The 20,543-nt window shown below is 44.1% G+C and carries 16 protein-coding genes; 8 read left to right on the forward strand and 8 right to left on the reverse strand.

Annotation, left to right across the window (positions count from 1 at the left end):
• Positions 1–3: 3 nt before the first annotated feature.
• The gene (diaA, locus tag ACGF7G_RS11140) at positions 4–594 is read left to right on the forward strand and encodes a DnaA initiator-associating protein DiaA (RefSeq protein ID WP_036842149.1); all 591 of its coding nucleotides are present in this window, start codon (positions 4–6) and stop codon (positions 592–594) included.
• 10 nt (positions 595–604) lie between these two features.
• On the forward strand, positions 605–1,180 hold the full coding sequence (gene dolP, locus ACGF7G_RS11145) for a division/outer membrane stress-associated lipid-binding lipoprotein (protein ID WP_387465490.1): 576 nt from the start codon (positions 605–607) through the stop codon (positions 1,178–1,180).
• Positions 1,181–1,278: 98 nt separating this feature from the next.
• On the opposite strand, the gene mtgA is transcribed toward dolP, so the two are convergent.
• The 3 genes from mtgA to arcB form a co-directional block, all read right to left on the reverse strand.
• Positions 1,279–2,004, reverse strand: coding sequence for a monofunctional biosynthetic peptidoglycan transglycosylase (gene mtgA, locus ACGF7G_RS11150; protein WP_387465492.1), 726 nt, complete (start codon positions 2,002–2,004; stop codon positions 1,279–1,281).
• Between the two features lie 4 nt (positions 2,005–2,008).
• The gene (gene elbB / locus ACGF7G_RS11155) at positions 2,009–2,662 is read right to left on the reverse strand and encodes an isoprenoid biosynthesis glyoxalase ElbB (RefSeq protein WP_387465494.1); all 654 of its coding nucleotides are present in this window, start codon (positions 2,660–2,662) and stop codon (positions 2,009–2,011) included.
• Between the two features lie 236 nt (positions 2,663–2,898).
• On the reverse strand, positions 2,899–5,241 hold the full coding sequence (gene arcB / locus ACGF7G_RS11160; protein WP_387465496.1) for an aerobic respiration two-component sensor histidine kinase ArcB: 2,343 nt from the start codon (positions 5,239–5,241) through the stop codon (positions 2,899–2,901).
• 745 nt (positions 5,242–5,986) lie between these two features.
• Here arcB and gltB point away from each other — a divergent pair.
• The 3 genes from gltB to ACGF7G_RS11175 all read left to right on the forward strand — a co-directional run bounded on the left by gltB (position 5,987) and on the right by ACGF7G_RS11175 (position 12,612).
• Positions 5,987–10,444 carry a glutamate synthase large subunit gene (gltB, locus tag ACGF7G_RS11165; RefSeq protein WP_387465498.1) on the forward strand — a complete coding sequence of 1,486 codons (4,458 nt, stop codon included), beginning with the start codon at positions 5,987–5,989 and terminating at the stop codon, positions 10,442–10,444.
• A gap of 9 nt (positions 10,445–10,453) precedes the next feature.
• Positions 10,454–11,872 carry a glutamate synthase small subunit gene (locus tag ACGF7G_RS11170; RefSeq protein WP_387465499.1) on the forward strand — a complete coding sequence of 473 codons (1,419 nt, stop codon included), beginning with the start codon at positions 10,454–10,456 and terminating at the stop codon, positions 11,870–11,872.
• A gap of 227 nt (positions 11,873–12,099) precedes the next feature.
• The gene (locus ACGF7G_RS11175; RefSeq protein WP_387465500.1) at positions 12,100–12,612 is read left to right on the forward strand and encodes a hypothetical protein; all 513 of its coding nucleotides are present in this window, start codon (positions 12,100–12,102) and stop codon (positions 12,610–12,612) included.
• A 56-nt stretch (positions 12,613–12,668) separates the two neighbouring features.
• On the opposite strand, the gene sspB is transcribed toward ACGF7G_RS11175, so the two are convergent.
• The 5 genes from sspB to zapE form a co-directional block, all read right to left on the reverse strand.
• Entirely contained in the window at positions 12,669–13,178 is a 510-nt protein-coding gene (gene sspB / locus ACGF7G_RS11180; RefSeq protein ID WP_387465502.1) for a ClpXP protease specificity-enhancing factor, read from the reverse strand.
• A gap of 3 nt (positions 13,179–13,181) precedes the next feature.
• Entirely contained in the window at positions 13,182–13,823 is a 642-nt protein-coding gene (gene sspA / locus ACGF7G_RS11185) for a stringent starvation protein SspA (RefSeq protein WP_021323579.1), read from the reverse strand.
• 290 nt (positions 13,824–14,113) lie between these two features.
• Entirely contained in the window at positions 14,114–14,506 is a 393-nt protein-coding gene (gene rpsI, locus ACGF7G_RS11190; protein WP_021323578.1) for a 30S ribosomal protein S9, read from the reverse strand.
• A gap of 15 nt (positions 14,507–14,521) precedes the next feature.
• Entirely contained in the window at positions 14,522–14,950 is a 429-nt protein-coding gene (gene rplM / locus ACGF7G_RS11195) for a 50S ribosomal protein L13 (protein WP_112878885.1), read from the reverse strand.
• 254 nt (positions 14,951–15,204) lie between these two features.
• Complete coding sequence (zapE, locus tag ACGF7G_RS11200; RefSeq protein ID WP_387465505.1) at positions 15,205–16,335, reverse strand: cell division protein ZapE; 1,131 nt, start codon at positions 16,333–16,335, stop codon at positions 15,205–15,207.
• A 220-nt stretch (positions 16,336–16,555) separates the two neighbouring features.
• Between zapE and zapG the strand changes: the two genes are divergently transcribed.
• The 3 genes from zapG to ACGF7G_RS11215 form a co-directional block, all read left to right on the forward strand.
• Entirely contained in the window at positions 16,556–16,960 is a 405-nt protein-coding gene (gene zapG / locus ACGF7G_RS11205; protein WP_133815556.1) for a Z-ring associated protein ZapG, read from the forward strand.
• A 241-nt stretch (positions 16,961–17,201) separates the two neighbouring features.
• The gene (gene degQ, locus ACGF7G_RS11210; RefSeq protein ID WP_387465508.1) at positions 17,202–18,578 is read left to right on the forward strand and encodes a serine endoprotease DegQ; all 1,377 of its coding nucleotides are present in this window, start codon (positions 17,202–17,204) and stop codon (positions 18,576–18,578) included.
• Between the two features lie 460 nt (positions 18,579–19,038).
• Positions 19,039–20,543: filamentous hemagglutinin N-terminal domain-containing protein (locus ACGF7G_RS11215; RefSeq protein ID WP_387465510.1), on the forward strand; the 1,505-nt coding region annotated here is incomplete at its 3' end.

Here is a 20,543-nt window from a genome sequence, read left to right on the forward strand (position 1 = left end):
AACGTGCTGGATAGAATTAAAGTCTGTTTTACAGAAAGTATTCAAACTCAGATTGCAGCCGCAGAAGCATTACCTGATGCTATCTCTCGGGCTGCAATAATGATGGTTCAGTCATTGCTGAATGGTAACAAAATCCTTTGCTGTGGTAATGGTGGCTCTGCTGCAACAGCCCAGCGGTTTGCGGCCAATATGATCAACCGGTTTGAAACTGAACGCCCGAGTCTGCCAGCATTGTCACTTAACGCAGACAATGTGGTAATAACCGCGATTTCAAGCAGTAAACAACATGATGAAATTTACGCTAAACAGGTACGGGCATTAGGTCAGCCAGGCGATGTGTTATTGGCTATTTCCACTCATGGAAATAGCCGGGATATTGTTAAAGCCGTTGAAGCGGCTGTAACCCGCGATATGACGATTGTCGCCCTTACCGGCTATGATGGTGGTGAACTTGCTGGCTTGTTAGGGCCACAAGATGTGGAGATTCGTATCCCATCTCATCGCAGCACCCGAATTCAGGAAGTTCACATGCTGACAGTTAACTGCCTGTGTGACTTAATCGATAATACACTTTTTCCCCATCAGGATGACTAAGGAGCCAATAATGCGATTTTTCTCCCTATTAGCTACGGTTTGTGCCGCTGTAATGTTACAAGGATGTATTGGCGCGGCAGTAATAGGTTCTGCCGCTGTAGCGACTAAAACCGCAACCGATCCCCGTACTATTGGTCAACAGGTTGACGATGGTACGCTGGAAGCACGTGTCAGTAATGCACTTAACAAAGATAAGCAGATTAAAGAGCGTATCCGTGTTATTACCACTGCTTATCAAGGGAAAGTTTTGCTGACAGGCCAAAGCCCGGATTCAAGCCTTTCAGACCGCGCAAAACAGATAGCATCGCGTGTTGATGGAGCTCATGTTGTATACAATGAAATTCGTCAAGGGAAACCCGTTCAATTAAGCACAGCTTCTAAAGATACCTGGCTTACCACTAAAGTACGCTCAAAAATTCTGGCTAGTGATACTGTTAAGTCTTCCAATATAAAAGTCGTTACAGAAAACGGCGAGGTCTTTTTGCTGGGTATTCTGACTAAACAAGAAGGTAACGCCGCAGCGAAAATTGCCAGCGAAACTGACGGTGTTAAGCGGGTAACAACTGCGTTTACTTATCTGAATTAACACAATACTGAGGGGGATAGCACCATAAATCTACCCTGGATATATTAAGCCGCGTCATTCTTTGGCGCGGGCGCTTTTTCCTTTTTACCATTCTTCCCTCAATTATTCTTCAATAACTCGTTTTTCTTAAGGTAATTCACCCCACCCAACAACCGCATTTGCCGCAAAATCCATTGTTGACGCCGTAAAACATAAGCCGAAGGTGCGTCAACTTTATAGCGGTGCGGGTTAGGCAATACAGCAGCGAGTAAAGCAGCTTCTGATGCAGTCAATTTACTGGCTGATTTATGAAAATAGTGTCTGGATGCCTCTTCAACACCAAAAATACCCTCACCAAATTCGACAATATTAAGATAAACCGTCAGAATTCGGCTTTTTGACCATGCTAATTCAATGGCAAAGGTCATTCCAGCTTCCAATCCTTTTCTCAACCAGCTACGTCCATCCCACAAAAATAAATTTTTGGCCGTTTGCTGAGAAATCGTTGAAGCCCCCCTCAACCTTCCAGAGTTATTTTGATTATGCTCAAGGGCATTTTCAATAGCATCAAAGTCAAATCCCCAATGCTGTGGAAATTTTTGATCTTCAGCAGCAATAACAGCCAATGCGATATTTGGCGATATTTGTTCATGCCCTACCCAGTCAGAACGAGATATATAAGAAAAATTAACTGATAACCAGGCGTTAATTTGACGCTCAACCATAATCATAGAAAATGGCACTGGCAAAAATGAAAACGCAACAACGGAAACTATCCACAAGATAATAACTGAGATTACGATTTTTTTAAGCCAGCGCCATAAAAATTGCAAAGGATTTCTCATCCAGTTACTCAGTCATTTCCAATACTTTTCTGACAAGTTTATCAATTCCCACCTCCGCCTGAGAAATAGATTCAGCAAGCATGTAAGCTGGAGTTGTAACAATTTTGTTTTCCAAATCAACAACAACATCATTTACCTTACAAATTATATGGATGCCTCCCATTGCCTCCACTTGAGCAGCCGTTTCAGGATCATTGCCAATAGTTAGTTTCACCGGTTTATTAAGTAGTTTTGGCAACATGACCGGAGCAATGCACATGAACCCCATAGGTTTATGTTGTTTGTGCATAGCTCTCACTAAACTTAATAAATCTTTATTTATTTCGCAATCAATTGTCTTAACCACAAAGTCAGATAAATTCTTTGCCACACCAAATCCCCCAGGAATTATCAGGGCATCAAACTCATCTGCATTTGCTTGTGACAAAGACTTGATTTTTCCCCTTGAAATACGGGCTGATTCCTGTAAGACGTTACGTTCTCCGCCAGTTTCTTCACCGCTAATATGATTAATAACATGAAGTTGTGGCTCATCCGGCGCCAAAAAGCTCACTTTAACACCTAAACGATCTAAAGAAAGCATAGTTAATACTGATTCATGAATTTCACTACCATCGAATACACCACATCCACTTAAGACAACTGCAACTGATTTCATAGCTCACTCCATTTGTCGTAGATTATTGCTTAACCCTTTAGGGGGTTAAACACCAATCTTCATCACAGATTTTAATGAATCTTGTAACAAAAAATCTTATCTTTGCTATGTTGGTACTTGTATGATGTACGGAGAATTCCCCATTTACTCGCCGCAACAAAGATGCATCAGATAGGCGGGTAAAAAGTTTTCCCTGGTGTTGGCGCAGTATTCGCGCACCCCAACCTCGGTTGGGGTTATTTTTTTTCAGCGCCTGCCAACCATTCCCTTAAAGTTTCCGTATCGTTTCTCCATTCTTGCTTTAACTCATCAACCCATTCCTGAACATTGTCCCACCATGCAGGTAAATCAGGCGATTGAATTTGTTGAGCCAATTGTTGTACATGACGCAATCCAACCGACCCCGCAGCACCTTTTATCTTATGTGCTTCCTCGGTGATGCCTTTCTGGTCTTTAGCTGTCATGTTCGACTCCAGCACAGACAGGTATCCCGGCATCATTTTCTCAAACACATTCAGGCTATCGCGAATCAATTGAGGTCCAACCAGCTCGATGTATTGATTAAGCATTTCTGTATCAAGTAAATCTTCATCTTTTATCAATCCTGACTCCTCTTCTTCCGGCTTCATATGATGCACAGACTGTTCTCCCCAGAATTGTTCAATAATGGCAGTTAAGGCATTCACAGACAGCGGCTTACTCAGCACACCATTCATGCCTGCATCCAGATATTCTTTTTTGTCCTTTAAGACATTTGCAGTCAGTGCAATAAGTGGGGGCAGATCCTTTTTGGCGTATCGCTTACGTAATTCCCGGGAGATGTCTAATCCGGTCATATCAGGCAACTGAATATCAAGCAGTACCAGATCGAACTCCCCTGGCTTGAACACCGCCAGAGCATCCTTACCATTCATCACGACTTCTACGCTGTTACCCAGTTTTTCCAGTACTGAACGAGCAACGATCACATTCAGCTCAATATCTTCTACCAACAAGATATGCAAAGCCGGCAGTGGGTAATCTTCTGACTCTTCCTGGCATGGGAGGCTCTCTTCCATAGCAGGAGCAGTGATAGATAGTGTAAATCGAGAACCTCGTCCCGGCTCACTTTCCACCAAAATATCGCCTCCCATACTTTGAGCTAAACGTTTGGATACAGCCAGCCCGATACCGGTTCCCGTTGCCGGACAGCCTCCATGACTGCCTTTCACCTGATAATACATCGCAAAGATCTTATCTTGTTCATCAAGTGGAATACCAATCCCCGTATCCGTGACTTCAAACAACAAACATTCACCCTTTTCATACCAGATTCGAACATTAATCTCGCCTTTTTGAGTAAATTTCACTGCATTGCCAATCAAGTTCCACAGAATTTGGCGCAAGCGGGTACCATCGGTCATGATCCTGGCAGGTAATGGCAGTTCGGGATCCATCACAAATTTAATCCCTTTCGGCTGTACCAGCAGCCCAGAGAGGTTTTCCAGATCGGACATAAAACCGGTAAAATCAATGGGCTGATTATCAATCTGGACTTTACGCCTCTCAAGTTTGTCCATTTCAATAATGTCATTGAAAATATTGCCAAGCGTGATAGCACTGACATGAATCGTTTTCAGATATTTATTTTGTTCAGAGGTCAGTTCAGTATCGAGCAGAATACGACTCAAACCAACAATGCCATTTAAAGGCGTACGAAGCTCATGACTAATCGTTGAGATAAAAGTCGTCTTATCCCTACTCGCATTCTCCAAAGCGTCCTGATAACGCTTACGCTCCGTTATATCGCGCCCAAACCCCATAAGCCCGTGCCTTTTTCCTACCCGATCATAAAAAGGAACTTTCCGAAGTTCAAAACAGGCTTTTCGACCATCAGGATAAACTAGCCATTGTTCATAAGTCAGAGCAACATTATGGCGGAACACTTTTTCATCCGTTTTCATCACTTTGCGGGCAACTTCTTTGTCATAAACCTCATTTGGCGTTAACCCGACAAGTTGTTTCTGGCTTTTACCCGTCAACAATTCCATCGCCCGGTTACAACCAGAGAACTCATTATCTTCATTACGGTAATAAACCAAATCAGGAGAAGCATCGAGAAAAGATTTCAGCAATATAGATTGCTGCTCCAATTCAATCTGAGCCTGTTCACGGTGCTTCATCTCTTCTTTTAGTTTATCCAACAATATCAGATGCGCCTGTTCAGCTTTTTCTCTTTCTGAAATTTCCTGATTCAGCTTGATGATGTTGTCTTTTAATTGCTGATTAAGTTCCCGATCACGCTGACGCATCACTTCTAATTTTTCAACTAATTTGGATAATCGTTGGCGGGATTCTTCAAGCTGTTCAACAACAACCGAAAGGAAATAGACCGCCCAGGGAGTAATCAACAAACCAAAGAAAATTGAGCGAACTAAATCAATACTTTGCACTCCTCCTTGAAGCAAAAAAGTGACGACCATCTGCACACCCATAGCAAGAACAACTAACGCAGATGCAAGCAGTAATGAGAAGCGTACTAACCCCAATTTCATCATTAAATCAACATAATATTGGGCCAAGCCCCTGAGCAGCTTCATTTCATAAAGATTCCCGTTAATTATGACCAACCCAGATCATACCGTAAAAAGCCAGCTACTTCGTTGAAGGAATACAGGAATTGTTGATCTGATAGAACAATAGTATTATTTAATAGTTCTGATGATAATTTCCCAAACATTATTCTGGCTTTTTACCCCTGCCGGTCTTTTCGCACAATCTAAGCATGAATAAATAATCAAATTCATTGACAAAATAAGCATAAAATTCTTTTTCACTCTGTTGATAACCACAAAAAGATAAAACTTTATTCTTATAAATAAACAAAAATATATATTAATTCTATTTAGTTTTAATTTGTCAGAATTTAAATCCAACAAATAAACATTTAACAGTATATATAAAACAGATATCACACTAATATTAGTGATATAACTCACATTAAAATCCTAACATGATCTATATCACACAACTTTCATATTACCTTTTTTATTGAAAAATCATGCGATTAACTCTATTTTTTGCCTGTATTTATCTTATCCCGGCTATATTTGACCTGATCTACATTTCTCGTTAACTTGGGAAGTCACTAGAAACCATCCGTCAGATCCTCATCTGAACCATAATTATGCAGTGACACAATACCATTTCAGTACCGCCTGTTCATAGTCAATAAACAAGTGGCGGTTGATTGAGGACGCAATTCAGACGCCGGTAAAAATATTAATCTCACAAATTTCTGTGAGTTTCTGTGAGAGTCGGACAGAACCTGGGGAGGTTCACACTATGCTATATAACAAATCTCAAGAAAAGGATAACTGTGGTTTTGGACTGATAGCCCATATTGAAGGGGAGCCAAGCCACAAAGTAGTCCGTACCGCTATCCATGCACTGGCACGAATGCAACATCGGGGCGCAATCCTGGCAGATGGTAAAACCGGTGATGGTTGTGGTTTATTGCTGCAAAAACCCGATCGTTTTTTTCGAATGGTCGCACAAGAGCAAGAGTGGCGTTTAGCCCGCAATTACGCGGTCGGTATGCTATTTCTCAGCCAGGACCCTCAGATTGCTCAAAACTGCCGGGAAATAGTCGAACAGGAGCTGCAAAATGAAACGCTATCAGTCGTTGGCTGGCGTGAAGTACCAACTAATAGGGATATTCTGGGCGAAATAGCCCTTTCCAGCCTCCCCCGTATCGAACAGATTTTTGTTAATGCTCCTGCTGGCTGGCGCGCTCGTGATTTAGAACGTCGTTTATTCGTTGCCCGCCGCCGGATAGAAAAACGCATCAGCGACAGTGATTTTTATGTTTGTAGTTTGTCCAATCTAGTGACTATCTATAAAGGGCTATGCATGGCGGCAGATTTGCCCCGTTTCTATCCTGATCTGGCTGATTTACGATTAGAATCAGCCATCTGCCTGTTCCACCAGCGTTTCTCAACCAATACTGTCCCACGTTGGCCATTGGCACAGCCTTTCCGCTATCTCGCTCATAATGGTGAAATAAATACCATCACCGGTAACCGCCAATGGGCACGGGCAAGGGCTTACAAATTCAAAACCCCGCTTATCCCTGAGCTGCAATCTGCCGCTCCTTTTGTCAACGAAACAGGATCAGACTCCAGCTCGCTGGATAATATGCTGGAACTGTTTCTCAATGGCGGAATGGATTTAATCCGTGCTATGCGGTTGCTGGTCCCGCCTGCATGGCAGAACAATCCTGATATGGATGAGGATCTGCGCGCTTTCTTTGATTTCAACTCTATGCACATGGAACCCTGGGATGGTCCTGCCGGTATCGTCATGTCAGATGGCCGCTATGCTGCCTGTAATCTGGATCGTAATGGCTTACGCCCGGCACGTTATGTCATTACTAAAGATAAGCTGATCACCTGTGCTTCCGAAGTCGGCATCTGGGATTATCAACCCGACGAAGTCGTAGAAAAAGGACGAGTCGGCCCCGGCGAACTCATGGTGATCGATACCCGCCAAGGCCGCATCCTTCATGCAGAAGAAACAGACAATGACCTGAAAAGCCGCCATCCCTATAAAGAATGGATGGACAAAAACGTCAAACGCCTAATCCCGTTTGAAGAGTTATTGGAAGAGCAAGCCGGCCACCGGGATCTGAACGATCAATCACTGGCGGTCTATCACAAGCAATTTGCTTACAGTAATGAAGAGCTGGATCAAATTATCCGGGTCCTGGGAGAGAATGGGCAGGAAGCAACAGGTTCAATGGGTGATGATACGCCGTTTGCTGTACTTTCCAGCCGTCCACGGATTATTTATGACTACTTCCGCCAGCAATTCGCTCAAGTCACTAATCCACCAATTGATCCACTGCGTGAAGCGCATGTTATGTCTCTCACTACCTGTATTGGACGGGAGATGAATGTATTTTGTGAAGCTGAGGGACAGGCTCATCGGTTAAGTTTCAAATCCCCTATTCTGCTCTACTCTGATTTTCATCAATTAACAACCCAACAAAGTCCGCACTATCGTGCAGAACGTTTAGACTTAACTTTCAACCCGCAGGAAACTCATCTGCAAGATGCACTGTTTGTATTGTGTGACCAGGCTGAACAGCTCGCCAGAGATGGTGCAGTATTGCTGGTATTATCTGACCGCAATATTACGCCAGAGAAGTTACCCATACCGGCTCCTATGGCTGTCGGGGCCATTCAGCACCGTTTGGTAGAAAAAAGCCTGCGCTGTGATACCAACCTGATAGTAGAAACCGCGAGTGCCCGTGATCCGCATCACTTCACTGTACTATTGGGGTTTGGTGCAACAGCGATTTATCCTTATCTGGCTTACGAATCACTGGCCAAAATGGTCGATAATGGCACGATTAATAAACCCTATGCTGATGTCATGCTCAACTACCGCAATGGCATCAATAAAGGGCTATATAAAATCATGTCGAAAATGGGCATCTCGACTATCGCCTCCTATCGTTGCTCTAAACTGTTTGAAGCCGTCGGCTTACATTCTGAATTAACTGAGCTTTGCTTCAATGGTGTTGTCAGCCGGATTGGCGGTGCTAACTTTAGCGATTTTGAGCAGGATCTGCGAAACTTATCCAAGCGAGCATGGCTTCCCCGCCATCCAGTTGATCAGGGAGGGTCACTGAAATATGTGCATAACGGCGAATACCATGCTTATAACCCAGATGTCATCAGCACTCTACAGTCTGCGGTTCACAGTGGCGAATACAACGATTATTTGAAATATAGCCGCTTGGTTAATCAGCGCCCAGTAACCACAATCCGAGATTTGCTGGCGATAAAGACAAAAGATGAACCTACCCCCATTGAAGAAGTGGAGCCCGCCGAAGCGCTGTTTAAACGCTTTGATACTGCCGCGATGTCGATTGGAGCATTAAGCCCTGAAGCACACGAAGCGCTGGCTGAAGCAATGAATACATTGGGTGGCTTTTCCAACTCCGGTGAAGGTGGAGAAGATCCCGCACGTTATGGTACAAAAAAAGTTTCCCGTATCAAGCAAGTTGCTTCCGGCCGGTTCGGTGTGACACCCGCTTATCTGGTCAACGCTGATGTGATTCAGGTTAAAGTGGCCCAAGGCGCTAAACCTGGAGAAGGCGGACAATTACCGGGTGATAAGGTCACACCGTATATTGCAAAACTACGTTATTCTGTACCAGGCATAACACTTATTTCTCCACCACCGCATCATGACATTTATTCTATTGAAGATCTGGCGCAGTTGATTTTCGATCTAAAACAGATCAATCCCAATGCGCTGATCTCAGTAAAACTGGTTTCAGAGCCCGGCGTTGGTACTGTTGCAACGGGTGTTGCCAAGGCTTATGCCGATTTAATTACTATCGCAGGTTATGATGGCGGTACTGGCGCTAGTCCACTGTCATCGGTGAAGTATGCCGGATGCCCCTGGGAATTGGGATTAGTGGAAACCCAGCAAGCTCTGGTTGCCAACGGATTGCGCCATAAGATCCGCTTACAGGTCGATGGCGGATTGAAAACCGGCGTGGACATTATCAAAGCGGCCATTCTTGGTGCTGAAAGCTTCGGTTTCGGCACCGGCCCCATGGTTGCCCTTGGATGCAAATATCTGCGCATCTGCCACTTAAATAACTGTGCGACCGGTGTTGCAACGCAAGATGAGAAATTACGCCGCGACCATTACCACGGATTGCCTGAGCGGGTAATGAATTACTTCCGTTTTATCGCCCATGAAACCAGAGAGATCATGGCGGAATTAGGGGTCAGAAATCTGACTGACTTAATAGGCCGAACTGAACTACTGGAAGTATTGGAAGGTATTTCAGCAAAACAGAGCAAGTTAAATCTTGAGCCGCTATTGGCAACAGCTGAACCCCATCAGGGCAAAACGTTATATTGCACTGAAAATAACCCGCCATTTGATAATGGTACATTGAATAAAAACTTATTGGCTCAAGCCTCTTGTTATATTGAGAGCCAACAAAGTAAAACTTTCTATTTTGATATCCGTAATACCGATCGTTCAGTCGGGGCTTCTCTTTCCGGCTTTATCGCTGCCCGATATGGTAATCAGGGCGTCGCGGCTGCGCCAATAAAAATTCATTTCAATGGTACTGCCGGTCAAAGTTTTGGTGTCTGGAATGCTGGCGGTCTGGAGCTGACACTTATCGGTGATGCCAATGATTATGTTGGTAAAGGTATGGCCGGTGGTCGCATCGTCATACACCCTCCTGTCGGTTCTGCCTTCAAAAGCCATCAGGCAACCATCATTGGCAACACATGTCTGTATGGAGCAACAGGAGGCAAGCTGTACGCCGCTGGACGTGCAGGAGAACGTTTCGCTGTTCGCAATTCAGGTGCTATTACGGTTGTAGAAGGTATCGGAGATAATGGCTGTGAATATATGACAGGCGGTATCGTCTGTATTCTCGGACGCACCGGAATAAACTTTGGTGCAGGAATGACCGGCGGTTTTGCTTATGTTCTGGATGAAAATGATGATTTCCGCAAACGGGTTAACCCGGAGCTGGTAGAAGTTCTGGCAGTAGAAACCTTAGCTATCCACGAAGAACATTTGAGAGGACTTATCACTGAACATGTTCTCCTGACCGGTTCTCAGCGCGGCGAAGATATTCTTGCTAACTGGCAACAGTGGTTGAACAAATTTGCGCTTGTGAAACCCAAATCCAGTGATGTTAAAGCCCTGCTGGGACATCGCAGTCGTTCTTCCGCAGAGTTGCGAATTCAAGCGCAATAAGGAGCCCAGATGAGCCAGAATGTCTATCAGTTTATCGACTTACAACGCGTCGATCCGCCTAAAAAACCGTTGAAGATCCGCAAAATAGAATTTGTGGAAATCTATGAGTCATTTTCAGCAATTCAGGCACAAACACAGGCAGATCGCTGCCTTTCCTGTGGTAATCCTTATTGCGAATGGAAATGCCCTGTCCATAACTACATTCCCAATTGGCTTAAACTTGCCAATGAAGGGCGCATCATGGAAGCCGCTGATTTATCCCATCAGACAAACAGCCTGCCGGAAGTTTGCGGACGCGTTTGTCCACAGGATCGCCTTTGTGAAGGTGCCTGTACCCTGAATGATGAATTTGGTGCCGTCACTATTGGTAATATCGAACGCTACATTAACGATAAAGCGATTGCTATGGGCTGGAAGCCCGATATGTCACAAGTTCAGCCAACAGGCAAACAAGTTGCGATTATTGGCGCAGGCCCCGCAGGGCTGGCCTGTGCTGATGTATTAGCCCGTAATGGCGTACAAGCCGTCGTTTTTGATCGCCACCCGGAAATAGGCGGATTACTCACTTTTGGCATACCTGCATTTAAACTGGAAAAAGAGGTGATGGTACGCCGACGTAAAATTTTCTCTGAGATGGGAATTGAGTTCCGGCTCAATACTGAAATAGGCAAAGATATCGCCCTATCCGAACTGACAGAGCAGTTTGATGCAATATTTCTTGGTGTAGGGACCTATCAGTCAATGCGCGGGGGACTGGCAAACGAAGATGCTGATGGCGTTTATGATGCACTACCATTTCTGATTGCCAATACCCGGCACTTGATGGGGTATCCCCCCCTGCAATCACAGCCTTTCATTGATATGCAGGGTAAACGGGTCGTAGTTCTCGGTGGTGGCGATACGGCGATGGATTGCGTCAGAACGTCTATTCGCCAAAAAGCGGCTTTAGTTACCTGTGCTTATCGCCGTGACGAAGTTAATATGCCAGGCTCCCGCCGCGAAGTGAAAAATGCCAGGGAAGAAGGTGTAGAATTTCTGTTTAATCTGCAACCTCTCAGCATTGAAATCAACAGTTCAGGTCAAGTTTGTGGCATAAAAATGGTACGGACCCAATTAGGTAAACCTGATGAGAATGGACGCCGCCAGGCTGAAATTATCACTGGCTCCGAACATCTGCTCGCAGCTGATGCCGTGATTATGGCATTTGGTTTTAAACCACACACAATGAACTGGTTAAATGATCATAAAATAGCACTGGATAAGCAGGGGCGCATCGTTGCACCTGAGTTCTCAGACATACCGTTCCAGACCAGCAATCCTCAGATATTTGCCGGCGGAGACGCCGTTCGCGGTTCAGATCTGGTTGTAACCGCAATTGCCGAAGGGCGTAAAGCTGCACAGGGCATTCTCGACCACCTCAACATCTAATAAACAAAGGGAGCTTTCCAGCTCCCAAACCTTCCTATTACCATCTCGATAATTTATATTAGCTAGACTATTTTTATATAAAGAGTGAATGTATTTAATGAACATTCCGTACTTACTGCTGTCATAATTAACATTTAGGTGTATTTCATCTTGTTATAGTGGATTTTACCAACTACCTGGATCAGATAGCGCTATTACTTGTTCAACTATAAACTTTGGAAATATTAATGAAATTAATTAAAACTCTAATTTTATTGTCTTTGGCGTTGCTTACTGGCACTAATCTTCCAGCGCTTGCTTTGTCACAAAACGTTACACCCGATAATATTAATAAAGAGATTATCAATAGAGGTATCAACTCTGTCGTTGCCGAATTAGGGGAAACAGGAGCCAGACAAGAAATCACTCATAAAATTACTACTGGTGACCGTGACTGGATAAAACTGGCTTTTAAATTAACTCAAAGTATACATCTGGATTTTTCCAAAGAGATACGTTACGCACTCTCTATGGCATTAATTAATAATCCCGTTGATGTCCTTACTACTGCCGATAAAGAAAACAACATATCATTGGCTGATATCTGTACAATTCCGCCAGAACTTGAGACCAGAGAGAATAAAATAAAGTTTGTCAATAAAGTCAGAAAGAGCTTAGGGTCTATCACAGACTACGAAGCTAAAAACAGAGCAGAAGAATGTTTTTGGGAGTTAGAGAAAGCCTACAATGTGGAATTTTAATCAATAAATTTGAAAAAATAAGGAGGCAAGTTGCCCCCTTTTTAGCGCTTATTTTACTACTTTACTACCCGTAAAGCAGGACGCCCTCTTGTCGGTTTTGGTGGCTCATCATCGGGTGAAGTTCCACTATCGTCTTCCGCATTGCGGAGGGTATCCGTAACTAATACCAAGTTATCTGCCGCAGAAGCGCCAGCTTTATCATGCCCAGAAGTGGACTCAAAAAGATATTCATCTTTATAAGCTGCTTCAGGCTCAAACATCATTCCTGCCCCATTTTCACGGCTATAAATAGCAATAACCGCCACCATTGGTACATTAATTTGACGGGGCATACCGCCAAAACGGGCATTGAAGCGTACTTCATCATTGGTTAGCTCAAGATTACCAACAGCTCTCGGCGCGATATTCAGCACAATTTGCCCATCGCGGGCATATTCCATTGGCACATTTACTCCACGTAAAGTCACGTCTACAACCAGATATGGAGTCATATCATTATCTAGTAACCACTCATAATGAGCACGCAACAAATAAGGGCGACGAGGAGACATTTGAGACAGCTCCATAAATCAATTCCTGGATTGCAAGCGCATTTCACGTTCAGCTTCGGTTAATGAAGCCAGGAATGCATCACGTTCAAAGACACGCTGCATGTAAATTTGTAAATCTTTGGTACCAGAACTCGGTAACTCTATACCCAGTTCAGGTAAACGCCATAGCAAAGGGGCAAGATAGCAATCAACCAAACTGAATTCTTCACTCATAAAGAATGGCATTTCTTTAAATATTGGTGCCACTGCCAGCAATTCTTCTGCTAATCGTTTACGGGCAGCATTGGCTTCCTGAGAATTACCTTTCTCAATAGTGTGCATCAGGGAATACCAGTCTTTCTCAATGCGATGCATCATCAAACGGCTGGAACCACGGGCAACCGGATATACTGGCATTAATGGCGGATGAGGAAAACGCTCATCAAGATATTCCATAATGATGCGGGAGTCATACAGCGTCAGCTCACGGTCAACCAAAGTCGGAACTGTCTGATAAGGGTTCAGATCGATAAGGTCCTGTGGCAAATTACCTGCCTCAACCTGTTCAACTTCAACACTGACACCTTTTTCCGCCAGTACAATTCGCACTTGATGGCTAAAAATGTCGGCCGGGCCTGAAAACAGAGTCATTACCGAACGTTTGTTGGCAGCGACAGCCATGAAAACCTCCAAGTTTATCTAAAAAAGGAATGAATAGTCCCACGCTATAACGACTATTCCTACTCATTCATTCTCACCCCTTATGTTTCTGCGCCGCAACGGTGAATACGGAACGCGCTACTCGACACAATGGCTATCGTTCAGATAGTAAGCAGATAAATGGATGAGGCAAAAATTGGCACTAGTTTACCAGATTTTGTACATTTTGGGGGAAGTGTATGGATAATTAAGTAAAAAACCCGCCATCAAGACGGGTTTGAACATTAAGTAATTGCCATAAAGACAAAAAATTAACGTTTGGAGAACTGTGGACGGCGACGTGCTTTACGCAGACCGACTTTCTTACGTTCAACTTCACGAGCATCGCGGGTAACGAAGCCAGCTTTACGAAGATCAGAACGCAGAGTTTCGTCATATGCCATCAGCGCACGGGTGATACCGTGACGGATTGCACCTGCCTGACCAGAGATACCACCACCTTTAACGGTGATGTACAAATCCAGTTTGTCCAACATATCAACCAGCTCGAGTGGCTGACGAACAACCATGCGTGCTGTTTCGCGGCCAAAGTAAACTTCGAGGCTACGTTGGTTGATGACGATGTTACCGCTACCTGGCTTAATAAAGACACGTGCGGAAGAGCTTTTGCGGCGACCAGTGCCGTAGTATTGATTTTCAGCCATTGCCTATGATCCCGATTAAATGTCCAGAACTTGCGGTTGCTGTGCCGCATGGTTGTGCTCGCTACCTGCGTAAACTTTCAGTTTACGGTACATCGCACGACCTAGTGGCCCTTTTGGCAGCATGCCTTTAACCGCGATTTCAATTACACGCTCAGGACGGCGGGCAATCATCTCTTCAAAGGTCGCTTGCTTGATACCACCGATGTGACCAGTGTGGTGATAATAGATTTTATCAGAACGCTTGTTACCGGTTACAGCAACTTTTTCTGCGTTAACAATGATGATGTAATCACCGGTATCAACGTGCGGAGTGTATTCCGCTTTATGCTTGCCGCGTAGACGACTAGCCACTTCAGTTGCAAGACGGCCTAAAGTTTTGCCATCTGCGTCAACAACATACCAGTCGCGTTTTACGGTTTCTGGTTTAGCTGTAAAAGTTTTCATTAAAGCTTACCCAATAATAAGTTACACGTTGGTGAACACTCAAGGTTCAAAAACTGCTGAGGTTCACACGACTCTTGTCCAGCAAACCTACCCCTTCGAATAGCCTATGCCGGCACTATGCAAGTTTTTGGGAAAAAAAACATTGCTGTAACGTGGGGTCGCAAGATTATAGAGAAGTCACAAATAAAAATCGACCCCAATTTGAATTATTTAAAATCAACTTTAGTCCGAAATATACAGAAATAAGCTCAAGATTAAGGCAAATGAGGTAATTTCAGATATTCTTCGCTTTGCATTTCCTGCAAACGAGACAAGCAACGCTGGTATTCGAAAGTCAACAAAACCCCTTGATAAATCTGTTCCATCGGCACCGCAGCATTAATTATCAGTTTTACCCGACGCTCATAGAATTCATCAACCAGCGCCAGGAAACGTCGGGCGGCATTTTCATTACCAGGCATTATCGCCGGAACCTGATATAACAAAACGGTGTGATAAAGTTTTGATAAAACAATGTAGTCCACCTGGCTACGGGCATCTTCACACAAAACTTTAAATCCAATTGCCAATACCCCATCGGCGCTGCGAATTGCCGGCATCTGCCGATGATTAATTTCCAACACCGGTGCTTGCTCACTGCTTTTACCCGCCAAACGGATAAATATTCGATCCATAGCCCGTGCATTATTTTCATTCAGAGGTGTGAAATAGAGATGAGCCTGTGTCAAAGTACGCAGCCGGTAATCAATACCTGAGTCCACATTCATGACGTCACAATATTTTTTAATCTGCTCAATAGCAGGTAAAAAACGAGTTCGCTGTAAACCATTACGGTAGAGCTCATCAGGAGGAATATTGGATGTTGCAACCAACGTGATCCCCCTGACAAACAGAGCTTCCAACAATGTACCAAGGATCATGGCATCCGTAATATCAGAAACAAAGAATTCATCAAAGCAGAGCACATCGGTTTCTGCTTTAAAACCATCCGCCACAATATCCAGCGGATCCTCATGCCCCTGTAACGCCTTTAACTCTTCATGCACCCGCAGCATAAAGCGATGAAAATGCAAACGCAGTTTTCTTTCACCCGGCAAACTCTGGTAAAACATATCCATTAACCACGTTTTCCCTCTGCCAACCCCGCCCCACATATAGAGCCCTTGAACAGGTGTACAGGTCGTTGAAGTCTGCTGGCCTAATAGTTTACTCAGGCGTCCTTTCAAGCTTTTTCGCTTCGCTGGATTGCCGGGAGAAGTATTAATCAGGGTGTAGTGAATAACATCCAATTGAGCGACAACACGACGTTGGATATCATCTGGCTGGTATTCCCCCTTAGAAAGGGCTTTCTGATAGAATGACGAAGGGATAATCAATGATGGCATGACAAAAAAATCCTTAAAAAATAATTGCCCGTTTTTTATCGTTTTTATGATTCAGATTGACCTTATCACCGGATCAATTGTCTACAATAAGGTTCAGAATAAGGTCTACAAACAATATGTAAATCATGATCAATATTCCACTCTAGCTAGATTAACGGTTATAGTGACGATAATTAAGTGAAACATTCTGCTGAACAACGATGTTGATGAAGGAGTAGCTATGACTTGGGAGTATGCACTGATTGGATTAGTAGTTGGTTTTGTTATTGGAGCGCTGGTCATGCGCTTTGGTAACACCAAGCTGCGCCAGCAGGGAGCCTTACAAACTGAACTGGAGAATAATAGATCAGAACTGGAAGAGTATCGTAAAGAATTAGTCGGCCATTTTGCCCACAGTGCAGAATTACTCGATAATATGGCCCGCGATTATCGTCAGTTGTATCAGCATATGGTCAAAAGCTCCCACGAGCTGATGCCGAATATGCCAGTACAAGAAAATCCATTCAATTATCGACTGACTGAATCAGAAGCAGATAATGATCAGGCTCCGGTTAAAATGCCACCAAGAGATTACTCTGATGGTGCTTCCGGCCTGTTCCGCCCGGTTAATGAAAAAAACCAGTAAATATTTCTGCTGTGGCATGTTTTGTGCCACAGCATTAATTCCAAATGCAAGATCTCTTCTCTATTCACAAAAAGCTTTGTCTTTTTATTCTTCAATCATGTAAATCCCTGTAAAAAATCGAGCAAAGTCTGTTTGCCAGATGAACTTTACTTAATAATTAACAGTCATAGAGTAATCATGGCAACTTGCCTGAATTAACTTATTAGCCTTCTGGCTTAGATATACAAGAGAACGAAATTAGATGAAAAGAAAAAACTTATTCCTTAGTGCGTTAGCAATCAGTATTGGGTTATCCATAGCTTCCGTTCCTGCTATCAGTAGCGCTGCGTTGCCTGCTGCTATTGCCGGTCAGGAGTTGCCAAGCCTTGCACCGATGCTTGAGAAAGTATTGCCGGCAGTTGTCAGCGTACATGTTTCCGGTACTCAGGTACAACAGGAGCAGAGTATACCGGAAGAGTTCAGATTCTTCTTTGGCCCGAATCTGCCAATGGGCCGTGAAAGTACCCGCCCATTTCAGGGGCTTGGCTCAGGTGTCATCATTGACGCTGCCAAAGGTTATATATTAACCAACAATCACGTTATTGAGAATGCAGATAAAATCCGTGTGCAATTGAACGATGGGCGTGAATATGAAGCTAAACTGTTAGGTCGCGACGCTCAAACTGATATCGCCTTGCTGCAACTGAAAGATGCCAAGAACTTGACGGCAATTACAATAGCCGATTCCGATAAGCTCCGAGTTGGTGATTTTGCTGTCGCGGTGGGTAATCCGTTCGGTCTGGGTCAAACTGCAACCTCGGGAATTATCTCGGCATTAGGACGCAGCGGTCTGAATCTGGAAGGGTTAGAAAATTTTATCCAAACCGATGCCTCTATAAACCGTGGTAACTCCGGTGGTGCACTGGTTAACCTGAACGGCGAATTAATTGGTATCAACACAGCAATTCTGGCTCCAGGCGGCGGTAACATCGGTATCGGCTTTGCCATCCCAAGTAATATGGCAAAAACCCTGAGTGAGCAGCTTATCGCTCATGGTGAAGTCAAACGCGGTATTCTCGGTATCAAAGGTACTGAAATGAACGCCGATATCGCCAAGGCATTCAATATTGATGCTCAACGCGGTGCATTTGTCAGTGAAGTATTGCCAAAATCCGCAGCAGCGAAAGCAGGCATTAAATCCGGTGATATTCTGGTTTCTGTTGATGGTAAGAAGATCAATAGCTTTGCTGAACTGAAAGCCAAAATTGGTACGACTGTGCCAGGTAAAGAAATTAAAATTGGCTTATTGCGTAAAGGCAAACCAATGGACGTTTCCGTTATTCTGGAAAATAGTGAAGGTCAAACCACCAAAGCGGGAAACCTAACGCTTGCCCTGCAAGGTGCAACTCTCAGTAATGGTGAAGTGAAAGGGACTCTCGGTGTGAAAATCGATAGTGTCATGCAAAACTCACCTGCGGCGATGTCTGGTTTACAGAAAAGTGACCTGATTGTTGGGATCAATAATGAACGGGTACAGAACATTAACGAACTGCGCAAAGTTATTGATTCTAAACCTCCGGTAATCGCGCTGAATATTCTTCGCGGTGAAGAAAGTATCTATCTATTACTGAGAAATTAATACGTTTAGGTTGAAAAACGCGATCTCATTCCAGCATAAGACACAGCATAATGCTGTGTCTTATGCAAAAGGAGTTTGCGATCGCCAAAAAAGTGAAAGTGAACAATATTAAAAATATGATAAGCCTGTAAGGCGATTATCATTCCGGGAGCTTTCCTGTTTTTTTAACGAAACTGCGGAATTCTCCCCCTAAACGCGGAAGTTAAAAGAATTTGGGCTGGATGTAAGAAGAGAGTACCTCCACCTTATTGCGATTTTCTAGCATTTAATATACCTCATTCCCCATTGCCAAGATTAAACAACTCGATCCTGATCACATTTTATACTGCCCATTCGGACGGGCAAATAATTTCATATTAGAATAGTTTAATTAAGTCACTATTAAATTATCAATATTTCCTATGGGAATATTATCGTCTTATCACCAAAGCCAAATTAACTTAAGCAAAGAGAGAGTACGATGGAGCAACGCAACAACTCGATGGTCAGGGCCACGAGTTATCTTTTAATTTACCTGACTGCGGTCTATCCGCTTCATCCGGCTATTGCGGCTGGGATAACACCGGATAACAGCCAAACACAGGTACAAAATCAGGGTAATATCCCGGTGGTGAATATCGCCACCCCGAATGACGCCGGGATATCCCATAACACCTATCAAGAGTTTAACGTTGCCACTCAAGGTGCCGTACTCAATAACGCCACTCAGGCAGCCCAATCACAACTAGCCGGGCAACTTAACGCCAACCCGAACCTCAAAGGCAACGCGGCGGAACTGATTATTAACGAAGTCACTGGCAGCGGACGCTCTGAACTGCAAGGTCAGTTGGAAATTGTCGGCAATAAAGCCAACGTGATGATTGCCAACCCCAACGGCATCACCTGTGATGGCTGTGGTTTTATCAATACCGCCAGCGCCACCCTGACCACCGGTAAACCCCAGTTTGATAAACAAGGTGCGCTGGAAGCACTCGAAGTGAAACAGGGCCAGATTACCATTGGTAGCAAAGGGCTGGATGGCAAAGCGACGGATTATGTCGATATCATCAGCCGGGCAACGGAACTAAATGGAAAAATTCAGGCTAACACACTCTCTCTGACGCAGGGAGCCAACCGCATCAGCTTAAAAGACGGCACGGTTAACTCTCTCGCCGGAGAAGGCGCTAAACCACAATTAGCCATTGATACCAAAGCGCTGGGCGGCATGTATGCCAATAAAATCCGGCTGGTGGCTACTGAAGATGGTGTTGGGGTGAATTTGAAAGAGTTAACCAGTGACCAGCGTGATATCACTTTAAACGCTAACGGTAAAATCGAATTAGGCAATACCAATGCTAAAACCGACTTAAATATTATCGGCAAAGAAACGCATATTGCCCCGAATATTACCGTGCAAGCAGAGCGGGATATGACTCTGGCAAACACCACGCTGGAAAATAAAGGCCGCGTAACCGCCGGCCGGGATATGCGGGTATTCGGTGACACCGTGCGCAATACCGGTGATAAAGCCTTGCTGCAAGCCAACGATAATCTGTGGATACAGAAAGATGCGCAGGGAAATAAAGGTCAGTTAGTCGAGAACAGATCGGCGACAATAAAAACCGTCAAGGGGGATTTGGTTGTCAGGACAAAAGATCTGAATAATACCCGCGATGTCTTTGTTATGCAAAATAAGCCGGTAACACCGGATTTTACAGACAGAGATATGACCGTATTTAATGATGTCAATATTTTTGGCAAGCCCTATGCTATAACAGCAGAGTTGACACCACTTCCTGACAAATGGTTCGGTCATGCCTATTTCAGTCGTCTTAGTTTTGAGGATAACAGAACAGAAAAAGCTTATTTAAATAATGCCAGAATGAAAAGCAGGGTATTAGAAAGTTCTCTGCCCGGTCTTATCCTCTCGGGAAGAAATGCTTATATCAACAGTGATAATTTATCCAATCAGATAAGTAAAATTGC

The sequence above is a fragment of the Photorhabdus sp. RM323S genome, from assembly GCF_042879375.1.
Classification (GTDB): Bacteria; Pseudomonadota; Gammaproteobacteria; order Enterobacterales; family Enterobacteriaceae; genus Photorhabdus; species Photorhabdus tasmaniensis.